This is a genomic window from Rhodovulum sp. MB263, assembly GCF_002073975.1.
Lineage (GTDB): Bacteria > Pseudomonadota > Alphaproteobacteria > Rhodobacterales > Rhodobacteraceae > Rhodovulum.
The window spans coordinates 2,017,898-2,042,386 of sequence record NZ_CP020384.1 but is presented as its reverse complement, the minus strand read 5'-3'; the positions used below and the strand labels follow the sequence as shown (position 1 = coordinate 2,042,386).

Sequence of the window (24,489 nt, the reverse complement as noted above, 5' to 3'; positions counted from 1 at the left end):
CTCGGCCTTACGGGCTGCGCCGCGCCCGGGCGCATCGTCCTGCCGGTTCGGGCCATGCGCGAACCCGAGGCTGCAATCTTCTCTTGGGGAACGGAGCCCGTGGCTCAGGCGCAGGAGGCTGCGGCCTCGGCCGCGTCGAAGGCATCGAGCGTGGCTTCGAGCGACAGCATGATCGAGGCATGGCGGTTCTTGTAGTCCCGTGCGGGCAGCAGCACCTCGAGCCCCTCGAAGGGGGCGGCGGGCACCGGGCCCTCCTGCTTCAGCATCGCGTGCAACTGGTCGCGCGCGGTCTCGATCTGGGCGCGGCTGCATCCGATGATGGCCGAGCCCACGACCGAGGCCGCGGCCTGACCGAGCGCACAGGCCTTCACATCCTGCCCGAAGCGTATGATCCGCCCGTCCCTGACATCGAGATCGACCGTGACCGTCGAGCCGCAAAGCGGCGAGCGCTTGCGCGCCGTGCCCATCGGCGCCTCGAGCCGGTCGAGATGCGGGATCTCGGCGGCGAGTGCCAGGATCTTCTGCGAATAGAGCTTGATCAGATCGTTCTGGGCCTGCATGGCGTTTCCTTCCCCGCGCATCTTTCCTAAATAACCCGCGCGCGCCCGAATTCAAAGGAGTTCCCGAATGGCCTTCGACCCAGCGAGCCTCACCTATAATGCGGACGGGCTGATCCCGACCATTGCCCAGGACGAGGCCGGAACGGTGCTGATGATGGCCTGGATGAATGCCGAGGCGGTGGCGCGCACGCTGGAAACCGGGCGCGTCACCTACTGGTCGCGCTCGCGCCAGGCCTTCTGGGTCAAGGGCGAGACCAGCGGCCATGTCCAGCGCCTGATCGAGATGCGCGTCGATTGCGACCGCGACTGCCTGCTGGTGCTGGTCGAGCAGGCGGGCCCGGCCTGCCATACAAACCGCCGGAGCTGTTTCTACACCGCGATCCGCGACGGGGCCGAGGTCGAGATCCTGTCGCCGATGGCGGATTAAAGCCCGACCATGCGGCGGATGTCGGCAGGCGTTGCCCCCTCGGTGCGATAGGCGGCGATGGCGCGGGCGTCGTCGCGCTTGGCCAGCCGCTTGCCGGCCGCGTCCAGGATCAGCCGGTGGTGGTGATAGGCAGGCGTCGGCAGGCCCAGCAGCGCCTGCAGCAGCACATGGATCGGGGTCGCCTCGAACAGATCCTCGCCGCGCGTGACCTCGTCGATCTGCTGGAAGGCGTCATCGACCACCACGGCCAGATGGTAGGAGGTGCCCAGATCGCGCCGGGCGAGAACCACATCGCCCACGGTTTCGATCAGCGCGCGCGCGTCAAGCCGGTGCCGTCCCGGCTGTGCGGGCCCGGTCTCGGTGAAGCCGGGCAGGGCGGGGCCCAGCCGCTCGAGCGCCCGGGCCATGTCGAGCCGGATCGCGTCCCCGGGCCCGGCTTCTGCCAGCCTTCGCCCCCGGCAGGTACCGGGATAGACCAGCCCGTCGGGTCCCAATACCGGCGCGCCCGCCTGCGGTGCCGACAGGGCGGCGCGGATATCGCTGCGGCGGCAGCGGCAGGGATAGGTCAGCCCCATCGCCCCCAGCCGGTCGAGCGCGGCGCGATAGGCCGCGAGCCGCTCGGACTGGCGCAGCACCGGGCGCGGCCAGTCGAGCCCGAGCCAGGTCAGATCGTCATGGATCTGCGCCTCCCATTCGGGGCGTGACCGGGCGGTGTCGATATCCTCGATCCTCAGCAGCATCTCGCCGCGCCCGAACGCGGTCAGGGCCGCGAAGGCATGGCCCAGATGCAGGGGGCCGGTGGGAGAAGGGGCAAAGCGGGTGCGCATGACGCCTTTGCTAGCGCGCGCCGGGGGCAAGGGCCAGAGTGCCTAAAGCCCCGCCCGGCGGTCTGCCCCGCGCTGAAAGATTAGGATCCAGGCCAGGATGATGAACATCGGATGGGTCAGCCCGCCCGAGAAGATGATCGCCGGGATCCAGATCACCAGCGTCACCAGCGCGACGAACCAACGCCCGATCAGCAGGATCGAGAGCGGCGGCAGGAACAGGGCGAGAACGTAGAGCATCGGGCCTCGGCGGATCGGGAGCGGTCGCGTCCTATATGGGGCGCGCGGCGCGAATGTGAAGCGCTCAGCCCGCCGCGCCCAGCCAGGCGGTCCAGTCCGCTTTGGCACGGTCGCTATAGCCCTTGTAGCGGTCGCGCCGTCCGCGCCGTCCGCCCTTCAGCCCGTCGACCGGCGGGAAGAGCCCGAAATTGACGTTCATGGGCTGGAAGGTCTTCGCCTCGGCGCCGCCGGTGATATGGATCACGAGCGCGCCCGTCGCCGTGGTGGCAGGCACCGCGGGCAGGCTGCGGCCCTGGATCGCCGCCGCGGCCAGCCGCCCGGCCAGAAGCCCCATCGCCGAGGATTCGACATAGCCCTCGACCCCGGTGATCTGTCCGGCAAAGCGGATATGGGGCTTCGATTTCAGCCGCAATTCGGCATCGAGCAGGGTCGGCGAATTCAGGAAGGTGTTGCGGTGAATGCCGCCCAGCCGCGCGAAACGGGCATTCTCCAGCCCCGGAATCATCCGGAAAACATCGGTTTGCGCGCCGTACTTCATCTTGGTCTGGAAGCCCACGATATTGTAGAGCGTCCCCAGCGCATTGTCGCGGCGCAGCTGGACGATGGCATGGGCCTTGATGTCGGGCGCATGCGGATTGGTCAGCCCCACCGGCTTCATCGGACCATGGCGCAGCGTCTCGCGGCCGCGCTCGGCCATCACCTCGATCGGCAGGCAGCCGTCGAAATAGCCCGCCGTCTCACCCTCGTGAAATGCGGTCTTCTCGGCCGTCAGCAGGGCGTCGATGAAGGCTTCGTACTGGTCGCGGTCCATCGGGCAGTTCAGATAGGCGGTGCGCTCTTCCTCGGTCTCGCCCTTGTCATAGCGCGACTGGAACCAGGCTTTCGTGAGGTCGATGCTGTCGAAATGAACGATGGGCGCGATGGCGTCGAAAAAGGCCAGCGCCTCGGCGCCTGTCTCGGTGCGGATCGCCTGACCCAGCGCGTCCGAGGTCAGCGGGCCGGTCGCGAAGATCCAGTGGCCGTCCTCTGGAAGGGACGTGATTTCAGCATCTTCACGCCGGATCTTCGGGTGGTCCATAAGCCGGGTCGTGACGCCTTGCGAAAAGGCCTCGCGGTCGACGGCCAGCGCGCCGCCCGCAGGCAGGCGGTGGGTGTCGGCCATGTCCATGATCAGGCTGCCCGCCGCGCGCATCTCCCAATGAAGAAGCCCCACGGCATTCTGTTCGTCGTCGTCCGAGCGGAACGAGTTCGAGCAGACCATTTCGGCGAGATCGCCGGATTTATGCGCGAAGGTGCCGGTCTTCGGGCGCATCTCGTGGATCACCACGTCGATCCCCGCCCGGGCGGCCTGCCAGGCGGCCTCGGCCCCGGCCATGCCGCCGCCGACGATATGAAGTGTCTCTGTCATGGCGCCCGATCTAGCGGGCAGCGGCGGCGAAGGAAAGGGGCTCCGGCTTCGGCTGCATGCGGATGACGATCTTCTGGCGGTGCAAAACCAGAGGATGGGCACACCGGCGCCCGCCGGAACGCTTTCCGGTACCACGGCGCGGATCGTGCGGCAGTCTGCGAAGTCCGCGCCCCCCGTAAACCGTCAGGATCTTGCGCAAGGACGCATCCAGGTGGGCCATAAGGGGCAAATTGCAAAACAGCCCCGTGAGTGTCTTCATCCTGCGGTCGCGATTATGCGTCCTGAACGAAGGGAGGTCAGTCAGGCAGGTCCGCGCCATCGACATGGCGCAAACACGCAGGATGCTTCGGGGGCATGCCGTCCTGAGGCAGCGGGGCGGACGCGATCCGGCCTTATTCGACCGACACGTCCTCTTCGTCCCCGTTTTCGCCCTGATCGGCAATCCGCGCGACCGAGACGACCTCTTCGCCCGTCGCCGCATCCAGCACCCGCACGCCGCCGGCCGAGCGCGAGCGGAAGCTGATCTGATCGACCGGCACCCGGATCGACTGCCCGCGCGAAGTGGCCAGCATTACCTGATCGTCCATCTCGACCGGGAAGGACGCGACCAGCGGGCCGCCGCGCAGCGCCTTGTCGATGGCCTGCACGCCCTGGCCGCCGCGGCCGCGCACCGGGTAGTCGTGGCTGGAACTGATCTTGCCTTGGCCGCGCGCGGTGATGGTCAGGATCAGATCCTCGGCCGCCGACATTTCGGCATAGCGCGCGGGCGAAAGCTGACCGACCTCGACCGCCTCTTCATCCTCGTCGGCTTCGCCATTCTCGTCGGTGACGCCCGCCATCAGCCGGCGCTGTTTCAGATAGGCCGCACGTTCGGCCGGATCGGCCGAGAAGTGGCGGATGACCGACATCGAGACCACGCTGTCACCCTCGGCCAGCCGGATGCCCCGCACCCCGGTCGAGTCGCGGCCCGAGAAGACCCGCACATCCGTGGTCGCGAAGCGGATCGCCCGGCCGGTTGCCGTGACCAGCATCACATCGTCCTGAGCATCGCAGATCGAGACATTCACGAGGCTGACCCCCTCGGGCAGCTTCATCGCGATCTTGCCGTTGCGCTTGATATTGGTGAAGTCCGACAACCGGTTGCGCCGCACATCGCCCGCCGAGGTGGCGAAGACGACCTGCAGGTTCTCCCACTCGTCCTCGGGCTCGTCGATCTTCATCAAGGCGGCAATCGATATGCCCATGTCGATCGGCAGGATATTGACGATGGCCTTGCCGCGGGCTGTGCGTCCCGCCTGCGGCAGGCGCCAGCATTTCAGCTCGTAGACCATCCCGTCGGTGGTGAAGAACAGAAGCTGGGTATGGGTATTGGCGACGAAAAGCGTGGTGACGACATCGTCTTCCTTGGTCGCCATCGAGGCGAGCCCCTTGCCGCCGCGGTTCTGGCTGCGGAATTCGGCGAGCGGCGTGCGCTTGATATAGCCGGACTGGGTGACGGTCACCACCATGTCCTCGCGCTCGATCAGGTCCTCGTCTTCCATGTCGCCCGACCAGTCGGCGATCTCGGTCCGGCGCGGCACCGCGAACTGTTCGCGAACCTCGCGCAGCTCGGTGCCGATGATCGCCATGATCCGTTCGCGCGAGCGCAGGATGTCGAGATAGTCCTTGATCCTGGCGGCCAGTTCTTCGAGCTCGTCGGTGACCTCCTTGACCCCGATCTGGGTCAGGCGCTGAAGCCTGAGATCGAGGATCGCGCGGGCCTGAATCTCGGAGAGGTTGTAGGTGCCGTCCTCGTTCATGGTATGGGTCGGGTCGTCGATCAGCTTGATGTAATCGGCGATCTCCTGGGCGGGCCAGCGCCGCTCCATCAGCTTGACGCGGGCTTCGGCCGCATCGGTCGAGGCGCGGATCGTCGCCACCACCTCGTCGACATTAGAGACCGCGACCGCCAGACCGCAGAGGATATGGCTGCGCTCGCGCGCCTTTCGCAGCTCGAACGCGGTGCGCCGGGCCACGACCTCTTCGCGGAAGGCGATGAAATGGGACAAGAAGTCGCGCAGCGTCAGGGTCTCGGGCCGGCCGCCGTTCAGCGCCAGCATGTTGCAGCCGAAGGAGGTCTGCATCGGGGTGAAGCGGAACAGCTGGTTCAGCACCACATCGGGGGTCGCGTCGCGTTTCAGCTCGATCACGACCCGGACGCCGACCCGGTCGGATTCGTCCTGCACATGGGCGATGCCCTCGATCCGCTTGTCGCGGGCGGCCTCGGCGATCCTCTCGATCATCGTCGACTTGTTCACCTGATAGGGGATCTCGTCGATGACGATCGCGTAGCGGTCCTTGCGGATCTCCTCGACCCGGGTCTTGGCCCGCAGGATGACCGAGCCGCGCCCCTCGAGATAGGCCTTGCGCGCGCCGGACCGGCCGAGGATCAGCCCGCCGGTGGGAAAGTCGGGGGCCGGGATGTACTGCATCAGCTGTTCGCTGGTCAGGTCCGGGTCCTCGATCAGCGCCAGCGTCGCATCGACGACCTCGCCCAGATTATGCGGCGGGATGTTGGTGGCCATGCCGACGGCGATGCCGCCCGCGCCGTTGACCAGCATGTTGGGGAACCGCGCCGGCAGGACCGTCGGTTCCTTGTCCTTGCCGTCATAGTTGTCCTGGAAGTCGACCGTATCCTTTTCGATATCGGTCAGCAGCGCCTGCGCCGCCTTGGCCATCCGGACCTCGGTATAACGCATGGCCGCGGCATTGTCGCCGTCCATCGAGCCAAAGTTGCCCTGACCATCCAGAAGCGGCAGCGACATCGAGAAGGGCTGTGCCATCCGCACCAAGGCGTCGTAAATCGCGGAATCGCCGTGCGGGTGGTATTTCCCCATCGTGTCGCCCACCGGCCGCGCCGACTTGCGGTAGGGCTTGTCATGGGTGTTGCCGGTCTCGTGCATCGCGAACAGGATCCGGCGGTGCACCGGTTTCAGCCCGTCGCGCAGGTCCGGGATCGCCCGGCTCACGATCACGCTCATCGCGTAATCGAGATAGGATTTTTGCATCTCCTTCTCGATCGCGATGACGGGACCGTCATATCCGGGACGCTCGGGCCCCTTACCAGAACCGTTATCGTCTTCGTTTTCGGGGGTGTCCGGCGTGTCGTTCAACTTGGGACCCGGCCTTTCGGGGAAATTCCAGATATTGTTGGAGGAACTTTATCAGAAGCTTCATGTTGGGTGCAACCGCAGACCGACCCAGGATCTGGCAGCCCCCCGGAAAGAGTGCCAACATCCTGTTTTCATTGAAAATCAACCTTGCTCTGGCAAGCTGATCACATCCCGCAGCGACAGGAGGGCTCAGACATGTCGCTTTCCGAGACCGAGCTTATGCTCAGGGGCTACGGCCTCACCACAGCCGAACTGTATTACCGCATGCCGGATTTCAGGAACGTTCTCAACAGCTTCATCTGGCAGGACTACGATCTTGCCCCCGATCATCCGCGGCTCTTCAAGTTCATCGAGTTCTGGCAGGAGACGATCGAGGGGCCGCTGCATTCGGTGCGTTTCACCCACAGAAAGAGGATCTCCTCGGGCGAATGGCGCAATGTCGTGGGGGAATTCCGGCTGAACTGAGCCTGGCAGCGCGGCGGTCAGGCGCGGCCGCGCGCCAGGGCCATCGCCCAGACCACGACCAGGACGGCCGAGAGGAGCACGTTGTAATTGGCCATGGTAAGCCCGAACAGCTCCCAGGCGATCCGGTCGCACAGCACGACGGGCTGGACGAGGCTGGGGTTCAGGATCTGCTCGGGGGTCATCTGAGACAGGCTCGGCCCGCTGCCGGTGCAGGAGGACGGCCCGGTCCACCAGTGCCGCTCGACCCCCGAGTGATAGACCCCAAGCCCGGTCGAGACCGCCATCGTCACCATCCCGCTCAGCGCCAGCATGCGCCCGCCGATCGCCACGGCCAGCAGACCGAGGATCGGCGCCACGGCATGCGGCCAGCGTTGCCAGAGGCAGAGCTTGCAAGGCGCAAGCCCGCCCAGATGCTCGAAGCCGAAAGCCGCCAGAAGGCTGGCTGCGGAGGCGCCCGCCGCCAGCAGGATCAGTTGGTTGCGCGTTGCCGTCACAGGAACCTCACTGCATAGAAGCCGCCAATCAGCAGCAGAACGAAAAGCGTGAAGAGAAGCCCCAGATACTTCTCGATGAACATGCGTATCGGGGCGCCGAACTTCCACAACAGCGCCGCGACCAGGAAGAACCGGATCCCCCGGGCAATCAGGCTTGCGACCAGGAAGATGCCGAGATTGAGGCCGGTCGAGCCCGACAGGATGGTGATAACCTTGTAGGGAAAGGGCGTGACGCCGGCGATCAGCACCGCCCAGGCGCCATAGTCGTTATAGCGCGCGCGGAACTGCTCGAAATAGGCGTCCTTGCCGTAGAATTCGAGCACCGGGCGGCCGATCTGGTCGAAGAAGGCCCCGCCGATGCCATAGCCCGCCAGCCCGCCCAGCACCGAGCCCGCCAGTGCCACGCCGGCAATGGCGAAGGCGCGCGAGGGCCGCGCCAGGATCATCGGCACCATCAGCACATCGGGCGGGATCGGGAAGATCGAGCTTTCGATGAAGGCCACGATGAACAGCGCCCACATCGCGTTCCGGCTGTCGGCCAGCGACAGCGTCCAGTCGTAAAGGCGTCGGATCATTCTGGCCCCCGGCAAGTCTGGCGCCCAGAAGCCATGCAAGGGAGGCGGCGTCAAGCGGGGCCGGCTGCCGCTGACGGACGATTGACCGTTCCGGATGCGCGCGCTAGAGGATCGGACAGGATCTGGCAAGGAACCGGATGATCCGCGGCGGAAGGCCCCGGATTTCCTGCCCGGCAAGGCGAATCGTTTTCACGCCGCTGCGCTCTGTCCGATCCGCGCCCGGGGCAGAACCGGGCCCTTCGCGCCGGACCGAGCCCGACGGCGTGATGGGTTTGACAGGGTTCCGCTCCCCGGGATGACCGGCGGGGCGACAGGTGCGGGTGTGGCGGAATGGTAGACGCGAGGGTCTCAAACACCCTTTCCGCAAGGAGTGTCGGTTCGAGTCCGACCACCCGCACCATTTCTAAGTCGAGATAAAACTCCGGGGCGGTCTTTGCTCGGCCTGCCAAGCGATCAGGCCGGTGTTAGGGGCAGGATTCATAACCAATAGATGACGACCGCCGCGAGAGCGATGGCTGATAGGAACACCTTTGGGCATCGGTCATAGCGGGTCGCGACGCGCCTGCAATCCTTGAGCCTGCCGAACATGATCTCGATCCGGTTGCGCCACTTGTAGCGTCGCTTATCGTATTTGGCGGGCGTCTTCCGTTGTTTCCGGCCGGGGATGCAGGCGCGTATGCCCTTGTCCTGCAACGCTTCTCCGAACCAGTCGGCATCGTAGCCGAGATTCCCGAGCCGCCATTAGACGTTTGGCAGGCCGCTCAGCAGGGCCCGTGCGCCGATGTAATCGCTCACCTGTCCGGCGGTGACGAACAGGTCGATCGGTCGTCACTGACTGTCGCAGATGGCGTGCAGCTTGGCGTTCATGCCGCCTTTGGTTCGGCCGATCAGACGACCACGCCCTCCTTTTTGGCGGCCATGCTGGTCGCCGTTCGATGGGCCTTGAGATATGTCGCGGCGATCATCACGGTCTTCTCTTCGCCGTGCTCAGCGGCCAGACCTGCCATCATCCGGGCGAAGATGCCTTTCTCGCTCCACCGCTTCCACCGGCTGAGCGTCTTATGCGGACCATATTCCCTCGGCGCATCCCGCCAACGTAAGCTATTGCGATTGATGATGATAATCCCACCCAACACGCGCCTGTCGCCCCCCCCCCGGGGGGGGGCTTACCATGAGACTTCGGAAAAAAGGGGCCACACGTGCCATCTGCGCCTCGGTCAGCCAGAAGAGATCGCTCATCTCGCCGCTCCGTTTTCGGAGCCGTGAAGCATGCTGCGCGACCGAAATAAATGCATCCTGACCCCAGAATCGCGAGGCAGGCTCGGGGCCATGCATCGCATTGACTCCATAGAAGACTTCTAAGGCCGTGTACCCCGCTGCGCGGAAGCCTGAACCAGAAGAAAATTGTTCTGGCTTGGCAGCGCCTCGGCGACGATTGCACCACGACGCGACAGGACTGGATGAAGGATCGGCGCGGGTATTGCGACAGATCAACCGCAGGCCCTGATGGCCGCTGATCGGCCGGTGCCACGCAGTCTGCGTAGGAACTGGGCGATCCGGGCCAGGCCGAACGCGCCGAGATGCGGCCTCAGGCAGTCAGCACTCCGGCCAGCCCCTCCAGCATCGTAAGGCATTGGGCCAGCTGGTCGCGGCTGACATATTCGTCGGGTTTGTGGGCCTGGGCGATGGCGCCGGGGCCGCAGACGGCGGCGGCGCAGCCGAGGCTCTGGAACAGCCCGGCCTCGGTCGAGAACGGCACCGTCTCGGCGCGCTCCTGTCCGGTGAGCTCGGCCAGGAGCCTGCGCGCGGCGTTCCCTGCCAGGGGCTCGAGCCCGACCACCTCGCCGATCACATGGGTCAGGATGCGGGCCTCGGGAGCCACCGCCTGCATGTCGGGCAGAAGCTCGGCCACATGGCGCGCCATCGCCTCCTTGACGAAGGCGATATCGTCCGAGCGCACCGGGCGCATTTCCCAGGCGACCTCGGCCTTGCCCGGGATCACGTTATGGGCATGCCCGCCCGAGATCCGCCCGAGATTGACCGTGGTCCAGGGCGGCTCGAACGGACTGTCCTCCGGCGCACGGGCCTTGAGGTCGTCGGCCAGCCGCATCAGGCGGGTGACATAGCGCACGGCGGCTTCGGCCGCGTTCACGCCCGCATCCGGGTTCGAGCCATGGCCTTCGCGGCCGTGGAATTCGACGGTGTATTCGCAGCAGCCCTTGTGGGCTTCGACGATGCGCATCTCGGTCGGCTCGCCGATCAGCGCGATGGCGGGACGCAGTCCGCGGGCCGAAAGCTCGGCCACCAGCGCCTGCCCGCCGAGACAACCGACCTCCTCGTCATGGGTGAAGGCGAAATGGAGCGGGCGGGTGAGCTCGAGCCCGGCATAGAGCGGCGCCATGGCAAGGCAGGCGGCGATGAACCCCTTCATGTCGCAGGTGCCGCGCCCGTAAAGCCGCCCGTCGGCCTCGTGCAGCGTAAACGGGTCGGTCGACCAGTCCTGATCGGCGACCGGTACCACGTCGGTATGGCCCGACAACACGATCCCGCCATCGGTGTTGCGCGGCCCCAGCGTCGCGAAGAGGTTCGCCTTGTGCCCGGTCGCGTCGTGAAACAGATCGACCCGCGCGCCCAGATCGCCCAGAAGCGCGGCGATATGGACGATCATCTCGAGGTTCGACTCGGACGAAACGGTGGGAAAGGCCACCAGATCGGCGAGGATCGCGCAGGTGTCGTCAAGCCGGGTCATCAGGGTTTCACATAGAGCTTGCGGGGGCGGTTGCACAGGGTCTCGGCCGGGCCCTCCTCGCGGATCAGGATCGATTCCGTGATCTCGAGCCCCCAGTTCTCCATCCAGAGGCCGGGCATGAAATGGAAGGTCATGCCCGGCTCCAGCAGGGTGTCGTCCTCTTCGCGCAGCGAGATCGTGCGCTCGCCCCAGTCGGGCGGATAGCTGAGCCCGACCGGATAGCCGCAGCGCGCGCCCCGCCGGATGCCCGCGCGTTCCAGCGGCGCAGCCAGCGCATTGGCGATGTCGCAGGCGCGGTTGCCGGCCTTGGCGGCCCAGAGCCCGGCCTCGATCCCCTCGATCAGCGCGGCTTCGGCGGCGCGCATGTAATCGGGTGGTTCGCCCAGGAAGATCGTCCGGCAGAAGGGCGCGTGATAGCGGCGGTAACAGCCCGAGATCTCGAAGAAGGTGGCCTCGCCGCTCTCGAAGGGCCGCCCGTCCCAGGTCAGATGCGAGGCCGAGGCATCCTTGCCCGAAGGCAGAAGCGGCACGATGGCCGGATAATCGCCCCAGTCGCCATTGCCTGCCAGCGCGTCGCGGTAGAGATCGGCCACCAGCTCGTTCTTGGGCAGGCCCGGCTCGATCCGGTCCAGAACCCCGTCGATCATCCGTTCCGAGATCGAGGCGGCACGGCGCATGAAGTCGAGTTCCTCGTCGGATTTGACCGTGCGCTGCCAGTTCACGAGCGCCGTGGCATCGACCAGATGCGCTTCGGGCAGGGCGTCGCGCAGCGTCACATAGGCCTTGGCCGAGAAATAGTAATTCTCCATCTCGACCCCGATCCGCCGGGCGCCATAGCCCAGATCGTGCAGAAGCCCCGCCAGATGCTGCATCGGGTGGCGCTCGGTCGATTGCACATAGGCGTCGGAATAATGCGTGATATGGGCGCCCGCCATCCAGACCGTGCGCACTGCACCGTTTGCGTCCATCTGGCGGCCCCACCACATCGGGTCGGCATCGTGAAAGACCAGCACGCCTTGATGCACATAGAAGGACCAGCCGTCATAGCCCGTCAGCCAGGCCATGTTCGACGGGTCCTCGACAAAGAGGATGTCGATGCCCTTTTCCTCCATCGCCCGTCGCACCAGTCCAAGCCGCCGTTCGTATTCGGCCAGCGAGAAGGGCGCGCGGCCTTCGGCGGCATAGCCGAACTGGACGATTTCTTCGGTCATGGGCAGAGGGCTCCTTGCGGCAGGCCGCCGCCGGGCGGACCGGGACGGAAAGGGGGTAAAGGGGGCGATGCGGCCGATGAGACAGAAGCCGCCCTGCCACGTCAAGGGGGCGGGCAGGGGCGGGCTGCCGATGGCCCGGCCTTGCCCGCCCGGCTGCCGCCTTTCCGGGCGATGGGGTGGGAAGAACGGGCGTTCCGGGCTAGGTGTGAGGGGCAGGGGGCCCATGCCCCGGACCGAAACGCATCATGTCCCGCCGTCTGGACCGGTCGTCTGGCCCGGTCTTGCGGCCGGGCGCGATGCCGGAAGAAAGGACACGGCGGATGCTGAAGAACGACATGCTGGAACAGTGGGACCGGGAGAGCTTCTTCCACCCCTCGACCCATCTGGCGCAATTCGCCCGCGGCGAGGCGCCCGAGCGGGTGATCTCGGGCGGGCAGGGCGTCTTCATCGAGGATCGCGACGGCACCCGGCTGCTGGATGCCTTTGCCGGGCTTTACTGCGTGAATGTGGGCTACGGGCGGAGCGAGATCGCCGAGGCCATCGCCGAACAGGCGCGCCAGCTGTCCTATTACCATGCCTATGTGGGGCACGGCACCGAAGCCTCGATCACGCTGGCCAAGATGGTCATGGACCGCGCGCCCGATCACATGTCCAAGGTCTATTTCGGTCTTGGCGGCTCGGACGCGAACGAGACCAACATCAAGCTTGTCTGGTATTACAACAACGTGCGCGGGCGGCCAGCGAAGAAGAAGATCATCAGCCGCTGGCGGGGCTATCACGGCTCGGGGCTGATGACGGGCTCGCTGACCGGGCTTGCGGGGTTCCACAACAAGTTCGACCTGCCGCTGGCACCGATCCTTCATACCGAGGCGCCCTATTACTACCGCCGCCCCGATCTCGACATGACCGAGGCCGATTTCGTGGCCCATTGCGCGGCCGAGCTCGAGGCGCTGATCGCGCGCGAAGGGGCCGACACCATCGCGGCCTTCATCGGCGAGCCGGTGCTGGGCACGGGCGGGATCGTGCCGCCGCCCGCGGGCTATTGGGACGCGATCCAGCCGATCCTTGAAAAGCACGATATCCTGCTGATCGTCGATGAGGTCGTCACCGGCTTCGGCCGTCTGGGCGAGATGTTCGGGTCCTCGAAATACGGGCTGAAACCCGATCTCATCACCATCGCCAAGGGGCTGACCTCGGCCTATGCGCCGCTCTCGGGGTCCATCGTGTCGGAGCGGATGTGGAAGGTTCTGGAAGAGGGCACCGACGAATTCGGCCCCATCGGCCATGGCTGGACCTATTCGGCGCATCCCATCGGGGCGGCGGCGGGCATCGCCAATCTCAGGCTCATCGACGATCTGGGGCTGGTGAAGAACGCGGCCGAAACGGGCGGCTATTTCGTCACTGCGATGAAGACCGCGCTGAGCGAGCACGCCCATGTCGGCGACATTCGCGGCGAGGGCATGCTTTGCGCGGTCGAGCTGGTCGAGGACAAGGGCTCGCGGACCTTCTACGACCCGCCGGGCAAGGTCGCGGGCGCGGTGGTGGCTGCGATGCTGAAAGAGGGCGTGATCGCCCGGGCCATGCCGCAGGGCGACATCATCGGCTTCGCGCCGCCGCTCTGCCTGACCCGGGACGAGGCCGACCGGGTGGTCGATGTCACGGCGAGAGCCGTCAGGGCGGTGCTGGGCTGATCCCGGGGGCAGGGGCGCGCCGCCAAGGCGCGCCCGCTCAGGTGATCAGGCGGTAGCCGTCCTCGAATTCGAACTGGCGCGCGTCGGAGCACCAGCGCAGGCCACGGACCTTCTTGCCCTTGCGGAACCGGCTGTCCATGCCGCGCAGCCGGATCCGGCGGGAATAGGTGCGGGCGGTGATGGCATAGCGGTCGCCGAACCCGTCGACCAGAACCCATTGCGGGGCGCCATTGCTGCCGGGCCGGCCGCTGCCGCGATGGCCATAGACGAAATTCGCAGGCCCCATATCGGCGGCGCAGATGCTGATGTCGTAAAGCCGCTCGACAAACCGGTTCAGGCCCTCGCGGTCGGCTTCGGTGAAGGTGCCGGCCTCGATCCGCTGTTGCAGGTTGAGCGCGGTGCCGCCGCTTCCGTCGGTGATATGCTCGGTCAGGCAGCCATAGCCGAGGCTCGTCTTCACGAAGCCGTAAAGATGCGCGACCGGCAGCTCGAAATCCGGATCGAAGAGGTTCTCCATCACCAGACGGCGGTATTCGTCATATTGCTTTGCGGTCGAGCGGTAGCGCGAAGCGGGCAGGAAACGCTGCGACAGATGGCCGAAGGTCCACCAGCGGTCGAACATCTCGGTCTTGCGGGGCTTCAGAACCTTGATCAGGACCTGCGGGTAGTCGGGATGCAGGAAGACCCAGCGCTCACCGCCTTCGGCAATGCTGTCCTTCGGGTCGAGAGCGATGATGTCTTCGTCAGGGGAGCTCGGCGCGGTCTTGGTCATTCGGTCGTAACTTCGGCAAATCGTGAAACGCGCCAAGAACAGTGGCTGCGGTTAAAACGACCCCTGCCTAGGATGTTTCCCGTTTGATTTCCATAGAAATTTCCGAGCCGGCCGCGACCTGCGCTGCACCGTCGCAATAGCCCCGGGGTCAGCCGCCGGTATGGCTCATATGGCGGCTGACCTGACCGTCGGCGCGCTGGCGCGAATAGTCGAAGTCATGGCCCTCGGGCTTGGCCGCGATGGCGGCGCGGATCGCCCCGATCAGCGGCGCGTTGCTGTCGGGATGGTCGCGCAGCGGCGCGCGCAGATCGGCGCGGTCCTCCTGGCCGAGGCACATGTACAGCTCGCCCGTGCAGGTCAGCCGCACCCGGTTGCAGCTTTCGCAGAAATTATGCGACAGCGGGGTGATGAAGCCGATCTTCTGGCCGGTCTCGGCCAGCCGCACATAGCGCGCGGGGCCGCCGGTACGCTCGGCCAGATCGACGGCCGTGAAGCGCTCCTCGAGCTGCGTGCGCACATCGCGCACGGACCAGTACTGGCCGACCCGGTAATCATTGCCCAGATCGCCCATCGGCATGACCTCGATGAAGGTCAGGTCCATGTCGCGCGCGGCGCACCAGTCGACCAGGTCGAACAGCTCGTCCTCGTTGAACCCCTTCAGCGCAACGGTGTTGATCTTGATCCGAAGCCCGGCCGCCTGCGCCGCATCGATTCCGCGCATCACCTGGGCCAGTCGGCCCCAGCGGGTGACGCGGGCGAATTTCTCGTCGTTCAGCGTGTCGAGGCTGATATTCACGCGGCGCACCCCGGCGGCATGCAGCGCGGCGGCGTGTTTTTCGAGCTGCGAGCCGTTGGTGGTCACGGTCAGCTCGTCCAGCGCGCCGCTGTCGAGATGGCGGCCCATGGCGCGGAAGAAGGTGAGGATGTCGCGCCGGACCAGAGGTTCGCCGCCGGTGATGCGAAGCTTCTTCACCCCGAGCCCGATGAAGGCCGAACAGAGCCGGTCCAGCTCTTCCAGCGTCAGCAGCTCGCGCTTTGGCAGGAAGGTCATGTTCTCGGCCATGCAATAGACACAGCGGAAGTCGCAGCGGTCGGTGACCGAGACCCTGAGATAGGTGATCGCGCGGGCGAAGGGGTCGACAAGGGGCGGCTGCAGCATCATGTCGCAGACCCTAAGGCCTGGGGGAAGCTGCGGCAAGCGCCTTTCGGCTCCGGTTCGAAGCCGTTAGGCTGGCAGGCGACATTGCCAACAGGGAGACCGCCCATGCCGCGCGAGATCGTGCGCCCCCGGGCCGGGGGAAGAGCGCCGGGAACAGCCCTCCGGGACGACGGAAGAGCCGGCCTTTTCCGGGGCCGGGGCCAGCGGCCGGGACCCGAGGCCGGGCTTGGTGCCGGAGCCGGGGACAGACCGGGGACGGGTCCGGTCCTGCGCCTTTCGGGGGCGGGCCTTCTCGTCATGCTGGCCGGGTGCAACGGCCTGGGCGGGCTCTCCGGTGGCGCCGCGTCGTCGCAACAGCCGGACGAAGCCGTCGCGGGACCGCCTCTGTCGGTGATCGAAGCGCTTCCGCCCGAGCCGGGCGCGCTTGCCTCTGGTGCCGAAGGTGCGACCGGCGCCACCGCGCCGGCCGGGCTCGAAGAGGCCACGGCCCCGGTGCTGGGCTTCGAGCGCGAGCTCGGCGTGACCACGGCCTCGCTCGGCGATCCGACCGATCCCGGTTTCTGGGCGCTGACCCCGCTCACCGACGAGATCCGCAGGGGCCGGCTGGCCGATCCGGTATCGGGCAAGAGCGTGCAGGTCGAACTGCGCCCGAGCGGCGGCGCGTCCGGAGCGGGAACGCGGGTATCGCTTTCCGCGATGCAGGCGCTGGAGGTTCCGTTGATCTCGCTGACGAATCTCAAGGTCTACGCCTCCGAATGACCTCTAGCGGCGCGAAGGCAGCCGCTCCCGCCAGACCTGTCCGGCACCGGATCGGGACCGGAGCGGCCGGGCCGCAGTCCTTGCCTCATCCCGGTATTGCCGTCCCGAGGCCAGACGCGGGTCCCGTCGCCCCGGCCTTCCGAACGCGATCGGAACCGGCGATGAGCTTCGCCGCGCCTTTGCGCCCGCTGCGCGCTTTGCAGGCAATCGCGCCCCGAGAACGGGCAGGAACCGCTCGTCCGGAGGTGAATGGCCGAAGACCGGGTCTTGCGCCCGGCGCGCAGCTTTTGCATAACGTCGCACCCGCTGGACAGGACCAGCCCCAGGCGGCACGATCCAACGGCGCGCGCGTCTGAAAACAGAGGAAGGAAGATGTCCGACGAGACCGAGGCCTGGCACATGATGCCGGTGGCGATCCTGGCAGTCCTCTGGAACCTTGCCGGATGTGCCGATTACGTGATGACGCAATATGGCGTTGCCCCCTATCTGCAGCTTTTCACCCAGACCCAGGCCGCCTATTTCACCTCGGTTCCGGCCTTTGTCGACGGGGCCTGGGCGGTCGCGGTCTGGGGCGGGCTGCTCGGCGGGGTGCTGCTGTTTCTCAGGGTCGGCGCGGCACCTTGGGTGCTGGGCTTCTCGGCGCTGGGAATGACCGTCGCGGCGGTCTGGCTGATCGTCTTCCAGACACCCGGCCTGACCGAGGTCGCGGGCTATTTCGGCGATGCGATGATCGCGGGCGCAGCGGCGATGGCGATCCTGTTCTATGCCTATGCAAGACAGATGCGGGTGGCCGGAGAGATCTGAAGGCGCGCGCCTGTCCCTGGCGCGCCGGCAGGGCCGTGTGCCCGCTGGCTTTGGCAAAGATCGAGGCTCCGGAAGCACGGGGGCGTAACGGCGGCGTCCCTGCGGTGACCATGATCCTCTTGGGCATCCCCCTGCCGAGATCTCGGCGGCTGAGGCCCGCACGCCCGCAGGGCCCCGGATGATGGGAACAGAGCCGCAAGATCCCTCTGCCGGGGGCGGACAGCTAGAGACCGGTTTGCGCGCACCACACCGCCCAGGCCTCGGGCGTGTCGAGATCGGTGACGGCGCGCGCGCCCTCTAGAACGACGGGGCGGACGGTCTCGGCAGCAAGCAGGTCGTGCCCGCCGGTATCGTCCGCGACCGCGGCCAAGGCCGGAAATAGCCGCGCCGGAAACAGCACCGGATGCCCTGGGCGGCCATCTTCGGTCATGGCGCGCAGGCAGAGATCGGGCGCCTTGGCGAAGGCATCGATCATCCGGAGCAGATCGCCGGTCTCGATCCCGGGCAGATCCGGCAGAAACAGCATCAGCCCGCGCGCCCCCGCAGCCCCGGCCGCTGCAGCACCCGCGCGGAGCGAGGCGGCCATCTCATCGGACGGATCGACATAGGCGACCCTGAGATGGGGCAGGGCGTCAAGCTGTTCGGCCCGGGGCCCCGCCGCATGGCGGGGCAAGGTCACCAGCACCTCTGCGCCGCTCGCGCCCGCCACCCGCACCTGACGGCGCAACAACGCCTCGCCGCCAACGCATTCCAGAAGCTTGTCGCGGCCATGTGTCCGCGACGGGGCCCCTGCGGCAGGAACCAGGATCAGAATGTCGGTCTTCACGGCCGTTCCCCCTTTCGAACGGTCTGTGGCGATCGTCGTGCGCGTTCCGGTCCGCTTGTTGCTTTCTGCGCAAAGCCGTACTTGCGTCACATATTTGCCCGACAGCGGCGAAAAGCATTGAACATGTCTGACAAGGAGGACTGTCGGATGATCAGACAACTAAGGCCGGTGCTTCGCGGTCTTTGCCTTATCCTATGGGCAGGAAGCGCCGTCGCGCAACCCCAGGTACAGGGGCAGGGGCCGATGCTGTCGGCCGCGCCATCGCCTGTCGAGCGGCTGCTTTCGGTCGGAAGGCCGCCTGAGGCAACCATCCATCAGGCCGCCTGCTGCAGGGTCTGCCGCAAGGGCAAGGCTTGCGGCGACAGCTGCATCAGCCGCGACCGGACGTGCCACAAGGGAGCCGGTTGCGCCTGTAACGGCTGATTTTCGGCCTAGCGTTCCGGGATCAGACCACGCGGGCTGAACCGCAGCACCACCAGAAGCACCACGCCCATGGTCAGCAGCCGCATATGCGCCACACTGTCCAGAAGATGGGTCTTCAGCGCAGAGCCATCGGCCATGCCAGAGGTGATCGCGCCCATGAACCAGGCGCTCAGGGGCTCGACCTGGACCCAGAGGAACCAGATCAGGAAGCCGCCCAGCACCGCGCCCCAGTTGTTACCCGAGCCGCCGACGATCACCATCACCCAGATCAGGAAGGTGAAGCGCAGCGGCTGGAACGAGCCCGGGGTCAGCTGGCTGTCATAGGTGATCATCATCGCCCCCGCGAGCCCGCAGATCGCCGAGCCGAGCACGAAGACCTGAAGATGGCGACGGGTGACATCCTTGCCCATGGCGGCGGCGGCGGTCTCGTTGTCGCGGATCGCCCGCATCATCCGGCCCCAGGGCGATTTCAGCGCCTTCTCGCACAGCCAGATCAGCGCGATCAGGACCGCCGCGAAAAGCCCGGCATAAAGCAGCTTGACGAAGATGGTCGAGGCGGTCGTCGGATCGAGCCCCAGCGCTTCGGCCCTCGCGACGAAGGCGGCATTGGCCTGAAGATCGACCTCATAGGGCACCGGGCGCGGAATGCCGTTCACGTTCTTGACGCCGCGGCTCAGCCAGTCCTCGTTCTTCAGGACCGCGATGATGATCTCGGCGATCCCGAGCGTGGCGATGGCCAGATAATCGGCCCGCAGCCCCAGCGCGGTCTTGCCGATCACCCAGGCCGCCCCCGCCGCAAACAGCGCACCGACCGGCCAGGCCAGAAGCACCGGCAATCCGAGCCCGCCGAGATAGCCGGTGGCGGCCGGGTCGATCGCCTCGATCGCCGATACGGCCGGGTCGAAGACGGCGCGGTAGAGGAAGAACCCGGCGACCAGCCAGACCACCATCGCCAGTCCGCGCAGCGTGCCGTGGCCGATCCGCCGCCAGATCTGGATCGCGCCGAGGATCACCCCCAGCCCGACCGCCAGCGCCAGCAGGACGCGGGGGGCGCCGGCCGACCAGGCCTCGCCGACCGGCGCCATGGAGACGATCACCACCGCCAGCCCGCCAAGCGCGCTGAAGCCCATGACGCCGATATTGAAGAGCCCGGCATAGCCCCATTGCATATTCACGCCCAGGGCCATGACCGCCGAGATCAGGCCGTAATTCAGGATGTAGAGAGCCGCGTTCCAGCTTTGCAGCATGCCGGTTCCGGCGATCAGAAGAGCCACCAGGGCGAAAAGCCCGATATCGCGCTTGGTCATGCCGTTTTCCCCCGGAAAAGCCCCGTCGGGCGGAACAGGAGCACGATCACCAGGATCACGAAGCTGACCGCGAACTTGTAATCGGTGCTCAGAAGCTGGACCAGCCCGTCAGGCGCCAGGTCCTCGGGCAGGATATAGGTCAGCACCTTCTTCCAGGCATAGGTCACCGTGACCTCGGAAAAGGCGATGAGAAACCCGCCCGCGATGGCACCGACCGGGCTGCCGAGCCCGCCGACGATGGCCGCCGCGAAGATCGGCAGAAGAAGCTGGAAATAGGTGAAGGGCTTGAACGACTTGTCGAGCCCGTACAGCACGCCCGCGATTGTCGCGAGCGCGGCGACGATGATCCAGGTGATGGCCACCACGCGTTCGGGGTTGATCCCTGACAGCAAGGCCAGGTCCTCATTGTCGGAGAAGGCGCGCATCGACTTGCCGGTGCGGGTGCGGTTCAGGAACCAGAACAGCAGCGCCACCACGATCACCGCGGTCACGATGGTCAGCCCCTGCGTGGTGCGGATCGCCAGCCCCTCGTCAAGCCCGGTCAGGGTCTTGAATTCGCGCGCGGTGACGATGAAGCGCTCGCCATCGGCAAACCGCTGTTCGTCCGGCCCGATCACGATCCGGACCACGCCGTTGAGGATGAACATGACCCCCATCGACACGATCACGAGGATCACGGGCTTTGCACGCTGCGCCCGGTAGAAGCGATAGACCAGCCGGTCCGTTCCCAGCACCAGAAGCGCGGTCGCGGCAATCCCTGCGGGCAGGGCCAGAAGCGCCGTCGGCAGCGGCCCGAAGGAGACGCCCGCGCCCTGCAGCGCCCAGGTTGCGAGAATGGTCATCATCGTCCCGAAGGCCATGGTGTCGCCATGGGCGAAATTCGAGAAGCGAAGGATGCCGTAGATCAGCGTGACCCCGAGCGCGCCCAGCGCCAGCTGCGCCCCGTAGGCCGTGGCCGGAACCAGAACGAAATTTGCGAAGGTCACGAGGGCGTTGAGAAATTCCATCACTGGCAGGTCCCGATATATGTCGCGGCAACCGTCCGCCCGGCCGGACAGACAGGGCGTGTCGCGCCCCGGCCCGCGCGCGCAGACCGGCCCTCCGGGCGGCAAGGATCGGATGCGGGGCACCGCAGCCGGGCGATGCTTGCGTCATCGGTCATCGCGTCTCTCCTTCGAACGGCTCGGCGCAGCCCGGAGCGCGCCCCGACCGGTTTCATTCACTCTCGGCACAGCTGCCATAGATGTCGACCGCGATCGCCCGCACCGTGTCGCCCTCGGGCTCCGGCCGCAGGGCGCTGTGCCGGGTCAGCACGAAATCGAGCGTCTCGAACACGGTCAGCGCGCCCGCGCCCTGACCCGCCTCGAGCGCGCCGCCGCTGGCCTGCAGCAGGATGCCCTCATGCCCGGGCAGGCGGCGGAACTCATAGAACCGTCCGGCCTGATCGCCCTCGGGGGTCATCACCACCTTGGCGCCGGTCTTGCGCCCGACCTCGAGCCCGTAGCGCAATTCGGTCTGCTGACAGCTCGCGCGGCCCGGCTCGATATTGCTGACGCAGACCTGCCGGGCGACGCAGTCGAGCCGCAGATCCCGGGCCTCGGCCATCCCGGCCGACAGGGCCAGAAGACCCGCCAGTATGAAGACATGCCGCATGCTCAACCTCCCAGGAAGGTGCGCCGCACCTCGGGATCGTCGAGCAGGGCGCGCCCGGAATCGGTATAGGCGTTGCGGCCCTGCACCAGCACATAGCCCTTGTCGGCGATCTCCAGCGCCTGGCGCGCGTTCTGTTCCACCATCAGGATCGAGATGCCGGTGCGCGCGACCTCGATGATCCGGTCGAACAGCTCATCCATCACGATCGGGCTGACGCCCGCCGTGGGCTCGTCCAACATCAGGACCGAGGGCCGGGTCATCAGCGCGCGGCCCACCGCGACCTGCTGGCGCTGCCCGCCCGACAGCTCGCCCGCCGCCTGACGGCGCTTTTCGCGCAGGATCGGGAAAAGCTGATAGACTTCCTCGATGGTGGCCGAAATGTCGTCGCGGCGCAGGAAGGCGCCCATCTCGAGATTCTCCTCGACCGTCATCGAGGCGAAGATGTTGTTGGTCTGCGGCACGAAGGCCATGCCCTTGGCGACCCGCGCCTGCGGGCTCAGCCGTGTGATATCCTCGCCATTCAGCCGGACCGCGCCCGAACGAAGGTCCAGCATCCCGAAGACCGCCTTCATCGCGGTGGACTTGCCGGCGCCGTTGGGGCCCACGATCACCGCGATCTCGCCCTTCTCGACCGCCACCGTGCAGCCATGCAGGATATCGGCCCCGCCATAGCCGCCGGTCATCCGGTCTCCGATCAGGAATGGGTCTTCCATCCGCGCGCCTTCTCGTCCTTCTTCCTGGTCCAAATCCCCCTGCCAAGGCCCGCCAGAGGCGCGGACGGCCGGCTTGAGATACTGGTTTCAGATATCACCGCTCTCAGATACCGGCCCCGGAAGCGGGGGCCGCCTTGATCCTGTTCTTCAGCCCGGTGCCCAGATAGGCCTCGATCACCGCCTCGTTCTGCATGATCTCATCCGCCTTGCCCTGGGCCAGCACCTTGCCCTCGGCCATCACGATCACCGGGTCGCAAAGCCGGCCGATGAAATCCATGTCATGTTCGATCACGCAGAAGGTGTAGCCGCGCTCGCGATTGAGCCGCACGATGGCGTCCCCGATGGTGTTCAGCAGCGTCCGGTTCACCCCCGCGCCCACCTCGTCGAGAAACACGATCTTGGCGTCCACCATCATCGTGCGCCCAAGCTCCAGAAGCTTCTTCTGTCCGCCCGAGAGATTGCCCGCCTTCTCGTCGGCGACATGCGAGATGGTCAGGAAGTCCAGCACCTCGTCGGCCTTGCGGGCCAGCGCGCGTTCCTCATCGGAGATGCGGCCGCGGCGGAAGCAGGCCGACCACAAACTTTCGCCCGACTGCCCCGCAGGCACCATCATCAGGTTCTCGCGCACCGTCATCGACGAGAATTCATGCGCGATCTGGAAGGTCCGGAGCAGCCCCTTGTGGAACAACTCATGCGGCTTCAGCCCGGTGATATCCTCGCCATTCATGATCACCCGCCCCGAGGTCGGGGGCAGCACGCCGGCAATGACGTTGAACAATGTCGACTTGCCCGCGCCATTCGGTCCGATGAGCCCGGTGATGGAGCCCGTGGCGATCTCGATCGAGGCGCCGTCCACGGCGTGGAACCCGCCGAAATGCCTGTGAAGATTGTCTACCCGGATCAAGCCCAGCCTCCCGATACGAGCCGCGTGCCTACATCATGGGAGCGGCCCGGAAAACCCCGGGCCGCCTTTTCTTCCGTCAGGCCGACACTTTGCCGCATTTAGGGGCAAAAATGCGCAATTTTATGTCGCTTAGCGATAACCGGTCGCCACGAACTCGCCGTCCTCGACCTTGACAACGCGGTAATTGCCCCGGCTCTCGCCGCCTCCGATGAACTCCAGCGCGGTGGCGCCGACATAGTCGATCTCACCGCCCTCGGCGAGGATCCGAAGCGCCTTGTCCAGCTCGCCCGGGTAGATCTCTTCGCCGGGCGCGTTGGCCACGTCCATGATCTTGTCCTTGTAGACCTGCGGATCGGTCGAGCCCGCCGCCTGCATCGCCAGCAGGAGCAGCGCCGTCGCATCATAGCTTTCGCCCGAGAAGATCGCGGTGGAATCGAAGGCCCCGTCCACGATCTCGGCGTATTTCTCGGCGCCGGGCCTGTCATTGCCAGGCAGCTGACCGGTCGAGCCGTCGATCTCGTCGCCGAATTTCTCGGTGGTGGCGTCCGAGACCATGCCGTCGGGGAAGTGGAAGCGGTCGAAGGCGCCCAGATCGAGGGCCGAGCGCACGATGCCCGCGCCGCCCCGGTCGGCATAGCCCGCCACCAGCAGCAGATCGCCCCCGGCGGCGGCCAGCGCGCCGACTTCGGCGGAATAGTCGCCTTTGTCATCCTCATGCGCGGTCGAGATCGTCACCGTGCCGCCGGCGGCGGTGAAGGCGGTCTCGAAGCTGTTGGCCAGGCCCTTGCCGTAATCGTTGTTGGTATAGGTCAGCGCGACCGAGTCGATCCCGTCATCCTTCAGGATGCTCGCCATGACCTCGCCCTGACGGGCATCGGAGGGCGCGGTGCGGAAGAACAGCCCGTCATCCTCCATGTCGGACAGCGCCGGCGAGGTCGCCGAAGGCGAGATCATCACCATGCCGTTGGGCCGCGCCACGTTCTGAAGCACCGCACCGGTCACGCCCGAACAGGCCGCGCCCATGATCCCCTTGACGCCGTCCGAGGTGATCATGCGTTCGGCCGCGGCCGTCGCTGCAGAGCTGTCGATGCAGGTCGAGTCGCCGCGCACCGCAACCACGGTCTCGCCGTTCAGAAGCCTGCCGCTGTCATTGACCTCCTTGATCGCCAGATCGGCCCCGGCGCCCATGGCGACGGACATGGATTCGATCGGCCCGGTGAAACCCAGCAGAACGCCGATCTTGATATCCTCGGCATTCGCGCCGCCCGCGCAGGCCAATGTGGCCGCGCTGGCCAGAAGCAGCTTCTTCATCCTGTCAACTCCCTTTCGGAATGAAATCCCGCAAAACGTTAATTCGCAATTTTCGCAAAGGA

The 24,489-nt window shown here is 66.4% G+C and carries 23 protein-coding genes, 1 tRNA gene and 1 pseudogene; 6 read left to right on the top strand and 19 right to left on the bottom strand.

Annotated features, from left to right (window positions below):
- Window positions 1-104 precede the first annotated feature (104 nt).
- A complete protein-coding gene (locus B5V46_RS09520; RefSeq protein WP_080616385.1) occupies window positions 105-560 on the bottom strand; it encodes an iron-sulfur cluster assembly scaffold protein in 456 nt (151 codons plus the stop codon).
- Between the two features lie 67 nt (window positions 561-627).
- Between B5V46_RS09520 and hisI the strand changes: the two genes are divergently transcribed.
- Window positions 628-987 carry a phosphoribosyl-AMP cyclohydrolase gene (hisI, locus tag B5V46_RS09515; protein WP_080616384.1) on the top strand — a complete coding sequence of 120 codons (360 nt, stop codon included), beginning with the start codon at window positions 628-630 and terminating at the stop codon, window positions 985-987.
- Here the strand turns inward: hisI and gluQRS are convergent.
- The 4 genes from gluQRS to gyrA form a co-directional block, all read right to left on the bottom strand.
- A complete protein-coding gene (gluQRS, locus tag B5V46_RS09510; RefSeq protein WP_080616383.1) occupies window positions 984-1,814 on the bottom strand; it encodes a tRNA glutamyl-Q(34) synthetase GluQRS in 831 nt (276 codons plus the stop codon). The genes hisI and gluQRS overlap by 4 nt on opposite strands.
- A gap of 42 nt (window positions 1,815-1,856) precedes the next feature.
- Window positions 1,857-2,051, bottom strand: a complete 195-nt coding sequence (locus B5V46_RS09505; RefSeq protein ID WP_080616382.1) for a hypothetical protein — start codon at window positions 2,049-2,051, stop codon at window positions 1,857-1,859.
- Between the two features lie 64 nt (window positions 2,052-2,115).
- Window positions 2,116-3,459 carry a methylenetetrahydrofolate--tRNA-(uracil(54)-C(5))-methyltransferase (FADH(2)-oxidizing) TrmFO gene (gene trmFO, locus B5V46_RS09500; protein WP_080616381.1) on the bottom strand — a complete coding sequence of 448 codons (1,344 nt, stop codon included), beginning with the start codon at window positions 3,457-3,459 and terminating at the stop codon, window positions 2,116-2,118.
- Between the two features lie 392 nt (window positions 3,460-3,851).
- Window positions 3,852-6,611: a DNA gyrase subunit A gene (gene gyrA, locus B5V46_RS09490; protein WP_080616379.1), complete on the bottom strand. Its 2,760-nt coding sequence runs from the start codon at window positions 6,609-6,611 to the stop codon at window positions 3,852-3,854.
- A gap of 195 nt (window positions 6,612-6,806) precedes the next feature.
- On the opposite strand from gyrA, the gene B5V46_RS09485 reads away from it, so the two are divergent.
- The gene (locus tag B5V46_RS09485; protein ID WP_080616378.1) at window positions 6,807-7,076 is read left to right on the top strand and encodes an usg protein; all 270 of its coding nucleotides are present in this window, start codon (window positions 6,807-6,809) and stop codon (window positions 7,074-7,076) included.
- 17 nt (window positions 7,077-7,093) lie between these two features.
- On the opposite strand, the gene B5V46_RS09480 is transcribed toward B5V46_RS09485, so the two are convergent.
- Together B5V46_RS09480 and B5V46_RS09475 are read right to left on the bottom strand one after the other, a co-directional pair.
- Entirely contained in the window at window positions 7,094-7,570 is a 477-nt protein-coding gene (locus tag B5V46_RS09480) for a disulfide bond formation protein B (RefSeq protein ID WP_080616377.1), read from the bottom strand.
- Window positions 7,567-8,145 (bottom strand): YqaA family protein, encoded by a 579-nt coding sequence (locus B5V46_RS09475; protein WP_080616376.1) that lies wholly within the window; start codon window positions 8,143-8,145, stop codon window positions 7,567-7,569. Before B5V46_RS09475 ends, B5V46_RS09480 begins: the two co-directional genes overlap by 4 nt.
- Before the next feature lie 316 nt (window positions 8,146-8,461).
- Here B5V46_RS09475 and B5V46_RS09470 point away from each other — a divergent pair.
- Window positions 8,462-8,545 (top strand) — tRNA-Leu (locus B5V46_RS09470).
- A 77-nt stretch (window positions 8,546-8,622) separates the two neighbouring features.
- Here B5V46_RS09470 and B5V46_RS09465 read toward each other — a convergent pair.
- The 3 genes and pseudogenes from B5V46_RS09465 to B5V46_RS09455 all read right to left on the bottom strand — a co-directional run bounded on the left by B5V46_RS09465 (window position 8,623) and on the right by B5V46_RS09455 (window position 12,105).
- Window positions 8,623-9,384, bottom strand: a pseudogene (locus B5V46_RS09465) (IS5 family transposase).
- Between the two features lie 349 nt (window positions 9,385-9,733).
- Complete coding sequence (gene argE, locus B5V46_RS09460; RefSeq protein WP_080616375.1) at window positions 9,734-10,894, bottom strand: acetylornithine deacetylase; 1,161 nt, start codon at window positions 10,892-10,894, stop codon at window positions 9,734-9,736.
- Window positions 10,894-12,105 carry a M24 family metallopeptidase gene (locus B5V46_RS09455; protein ID WP_080616374.1) on the bottom strand — a complete coding sequence of 404 codons (1,212 nt, stop codon included), beginning with the start codon at window positions 12,103-12,105 and terminating at the stop codon, window positions 10,894-10,896. Before B5V46_RS09455 ends, argE begins: the two co-directional genes overlap by 1 nt.
- Before the next feature lie 320 nt (window positions 12,106-12,425).
- Between B5V46_RS09455 and B5V46_RS09450 the strand changes: the two genes are divergently transcribed.
- Window positions 12,426-13,796, top strand: coding sequence for an aspartate aminotransferase family protein (locus tag B5V46_RS09450; RefSeq protein ID WP_080616373.1), 1,371 nt, complete (start codon window positions 12,426-12,428; stop codon window positions 13,794-13,796).
- A gap of 37 nt (window positions 13,797-13,833) precedes the next feature.
- Here the strand turns inward: B5V46_RS09450 and B5V46_RS09445 are convergent, their stop codons facing one another.
- The gene (locus B5V46_RS09445) at window positions 13,834-14,568 is read right to left on the bottom strand and encodes a YrbL family protein (protein WP_080616372.1); all 735 of its coding nucleotides are present in this window, start codon (window positions 14,566-14,568) and stop codon (window positions 13,834-13,836) included.
- 148 nt (window positions 14,569-14,716) lie between these two features.
- Entirely contained in the window at window positions 14,717-15,724 is a 1,008-nt protein-coding gene (moaA, locus tag B5V46_RS09440) for a GTP 3',8-cyclase MoaA (protein ID WP_155774165.1), read from the bottom strand.
- 300 nt (window positions 15,725-16,024) lie between these two features.
- Here moaA and B5V46_RS09435 point away from each other — a divergent pair, with 300 nt between their 5' ends.
- Entirely contained in the window at window positions 16,025-16,486 is a 462-nt protein-coding gene (locus B5V46_RS09435; protein ID WP_080616371.1) for a hypothetical protein, read from the top strand.
- Window positions 16,487-16,858: 372 nt separating this feature from the next.
- Complete coding sequence (locus B5V46_RS09430; protein WP_080616370.1) at window positions 16,859-17,290, top strand: hypothetical protein; 432 nt, start codon at window positions 16,859-16,861, stop codon at window positions 17,288-17,290.
- A 223-nt stretch (window positions 17,291-17,513) separates the two neighbouring features.
- Here the strand turns inward: B5V46_RS09430 and B5V46_RS09425 are convergent, their stop codons facing one another.
- From B5V46_RS09425 to B5V46_RS09395, 7 genes are all read right to left on the bottom strand, one after another.
- On the bottom strand, window positions 17,514-18,116 hold the full coding sequence (locus B5V46_RS09425; protein ID WP_080616369.1) for an NTP transferase domain-containing protein: 603 nt from the start codon (window positions 18,114-18,116) through the stop codon (window positions 17,514-17,516).
- Window positions 18,117-18,547: 431 nt separating this feature from the next.
- Window positions 18,548-19,846: a branched-chain amino acid ABC transporter permease gene (locus tag B5V46_RS09420; protein WP_080616368.1), complete on the bottom strand. Its 1,299-nt coding sequence runs from the start codon at window positions 19,844-19,846 to the stop codon at window positions 18,548-18,550.
- On the bottom strand, window positions 19,843-20,853 hold the full coding sequence (locus B5V46_RS09415) for a branched-chain amino acid ABC transporter permease (protein ID WP_080616367.1): 1,011 nt from the start codon (window positions 20,851-20,853) through the stop codon (window positions 19,843-19,845). Before B5V46_RS09415 ends, B5V46_RS09420 begins: the two co-directional genes overlap by 4 nt.
- 208 nt (window positions 20,854-21,061) lie before the next feature.
- The gene (locus B5V46_RS09410) at window positions 21,062-21,499 is read right to left on the bottom strand and encodes a hypothetical protein (protein ID WP_080616366.1); all 438 of its coding nucleotides are present in this window, start codon (window positions 21,497-21,499) and stop codon (window positions 21,062-21,064) included.
- A 2-nt stretch (window positions 21,500-21,501) separates the two neighbouring features.
- Entirely contained in the window at window positions 21,502-22,212 is a 711-nt protein-coding gene (locus B5V46_RS09405) for an ABC transporter ATP-binding protein (protein WP_080616365.1), read from the bottom strand.
- Window positions 22,213-22,315: 103 nt separating this feature from the next.
- Window positions 22,316-23,116 (bottom strand): ABC transporter ATP-binding protein, encoded by an 801-nt coding sequence (locus B5V46_RS09400; protein WP_080616364.1) that lies wholly within the window; start codon window positions 23,114-23,116, stop codon window positions 22,316-22,318.
- Window positions 23,117-23,245: 129 nt separating this feature from the next.
- Complete coding sequence (locus tag B5V46_RS09395; RefSeq protein ID WP_080616363.1) at window positions 23,246-24,427, bottom strand: ABC transporter substrate-binding protein; 1,182 nt, start codon at window positions 24,425-24,427, stop codon at window positions 23,246-23,248.
- Window positions 24,428-24,489: the final 62 nt, after the last annotated feature.

Excerpts from the sequence above, each read along its gene's own strand:
- B5V46_RS09520 (WP_080616385.1), bottom strand. The coding sequence starts at position 560 with ATGCAGGCCCAGAACGATCTGATCAAGCTCTATTCGCAGAAGATCCTG.
- hisI (WP_080616384.1), top strand. The coding sequence starts at position 628 with ATGGCCTTCGACCCAGCGAGCCTCACCTATAATGCGGACGGGCTGATC.
- gluQRS (WP_080616383.1), bottom strand. The coding sequence starts at position 1,814 with ATGCGCACCCGCTTTGCCCCTTCTCCCACCGGCCCCCTGCATCTGGGC.
- B5V46_RS09505 (WP_080616382.1), bottom strand. The coding sequence starts at position 2,051 with ATGCTCTACGTTCTCGCCCTGTTCCTGCCGCCGCTCTCGATCCTGCTG.
- trmFO (WP_080616381.1), bottom strand. The coding sequence starts at position 3,459 with ATGACAGAGACACTTCATATCGTCGGCGGCGGCATGGCCGGGGCCGAG.
- B5V46_RS09485 (WP_080616378.1), top strand. The coding sequence starts at position 6,807 with ATGTCGCTTTCCGAGACCGAGCTTATGCTCAGGGGCTACGGCCTCACC.
- B5V46_RS09475 (WP_080616376.1), bottom strand. The coding sequence starts at position 8,145 with ATGATCCGACGCCTTTACGACTGGACGCTGTCGCTGGCCGACAGCCGG.
- argE (WP_080616375.1), bottom strand. The coding sequence starts at position 10,894 with ATGACCCGGCTTGACGACACCTGCGCGATCCTCGCCGATCTGGTGGCC.
- B5V46_RS09455 (WP_080616374.1), bottom strand. The coding sequence starts at position 12,105 with ATGACCGAAGAAATCGTCCAGTTCGGCTATGCCGCCGAAGGCCGCGCG.
- B5V46_RS09450 (WP_080616373.1), top strand. The coding sequence starts at position 12,426 with ATGCTGAAGAACGACATGCTGGAACAGTGGGACCGGGAGAGCTTCTTC.
- B5V46_RS09445 (WP_080616372.1), bottom strand. The coding sequence starts at position 14,568 with ATGACCAAGACCGCGCCGAGCTCCCCTGACGAAGACATCATCGCTCTC.
- B5V46_RS09435 (WP_080616371.1), top strand. The coding sequence starts at position 16,025 with ATGCTGGCCGGGTGCAACGGCCTGGGCGGGCTCTCCGGTGGCGCCGCG.
- B5V46_RS09430 (WP_080616370.1), top strand. The coding sequence starts at position 16,859 with ATGTCCGACGAGACCGAGGCCTGGCACATGATGCCGGTGGCGATCCTG.
- B5V46_RS09420 (WP_080616368.1), bottom strand. The coding sequence starts at position 19,846 with ATGACCAAGCGCGATATCGGGCTTTTCGCCCTGGTGGCTCTTCTGATC.
- B5V46_RS09415 (WP_080616367.1), bottom strand. The coding sequence starts at position 20,853 with ATGGAATTTCTCAACGCCCTCGTGACCTTCGCAAATTTCGTTCTGGTT.
- B5V46_RS09410 (WP_080616366.1), bottom strand. The coding sequence starts at position 21,499 with ATGCGGCATGTCTTCATACTGGCGGGTCTTCTGGCCCTGTCGGCCGGG.
- B5V46_RS09405 (WP_080616365.1), bottom strand. The coding sequence starts at position 22,212 with ATGGAAGACCCATTCCTGATCGGAGACCGGATGACCGGCGGCTATGGC.
- B5V46_RS09395 (WP_080616363.1), bottom strand. The coding sequence starts at position 24,427 with ATGAAGAAGCTGCTTCTGGCCAGCGCGGCCACATTGGCCTGCGCGGGC.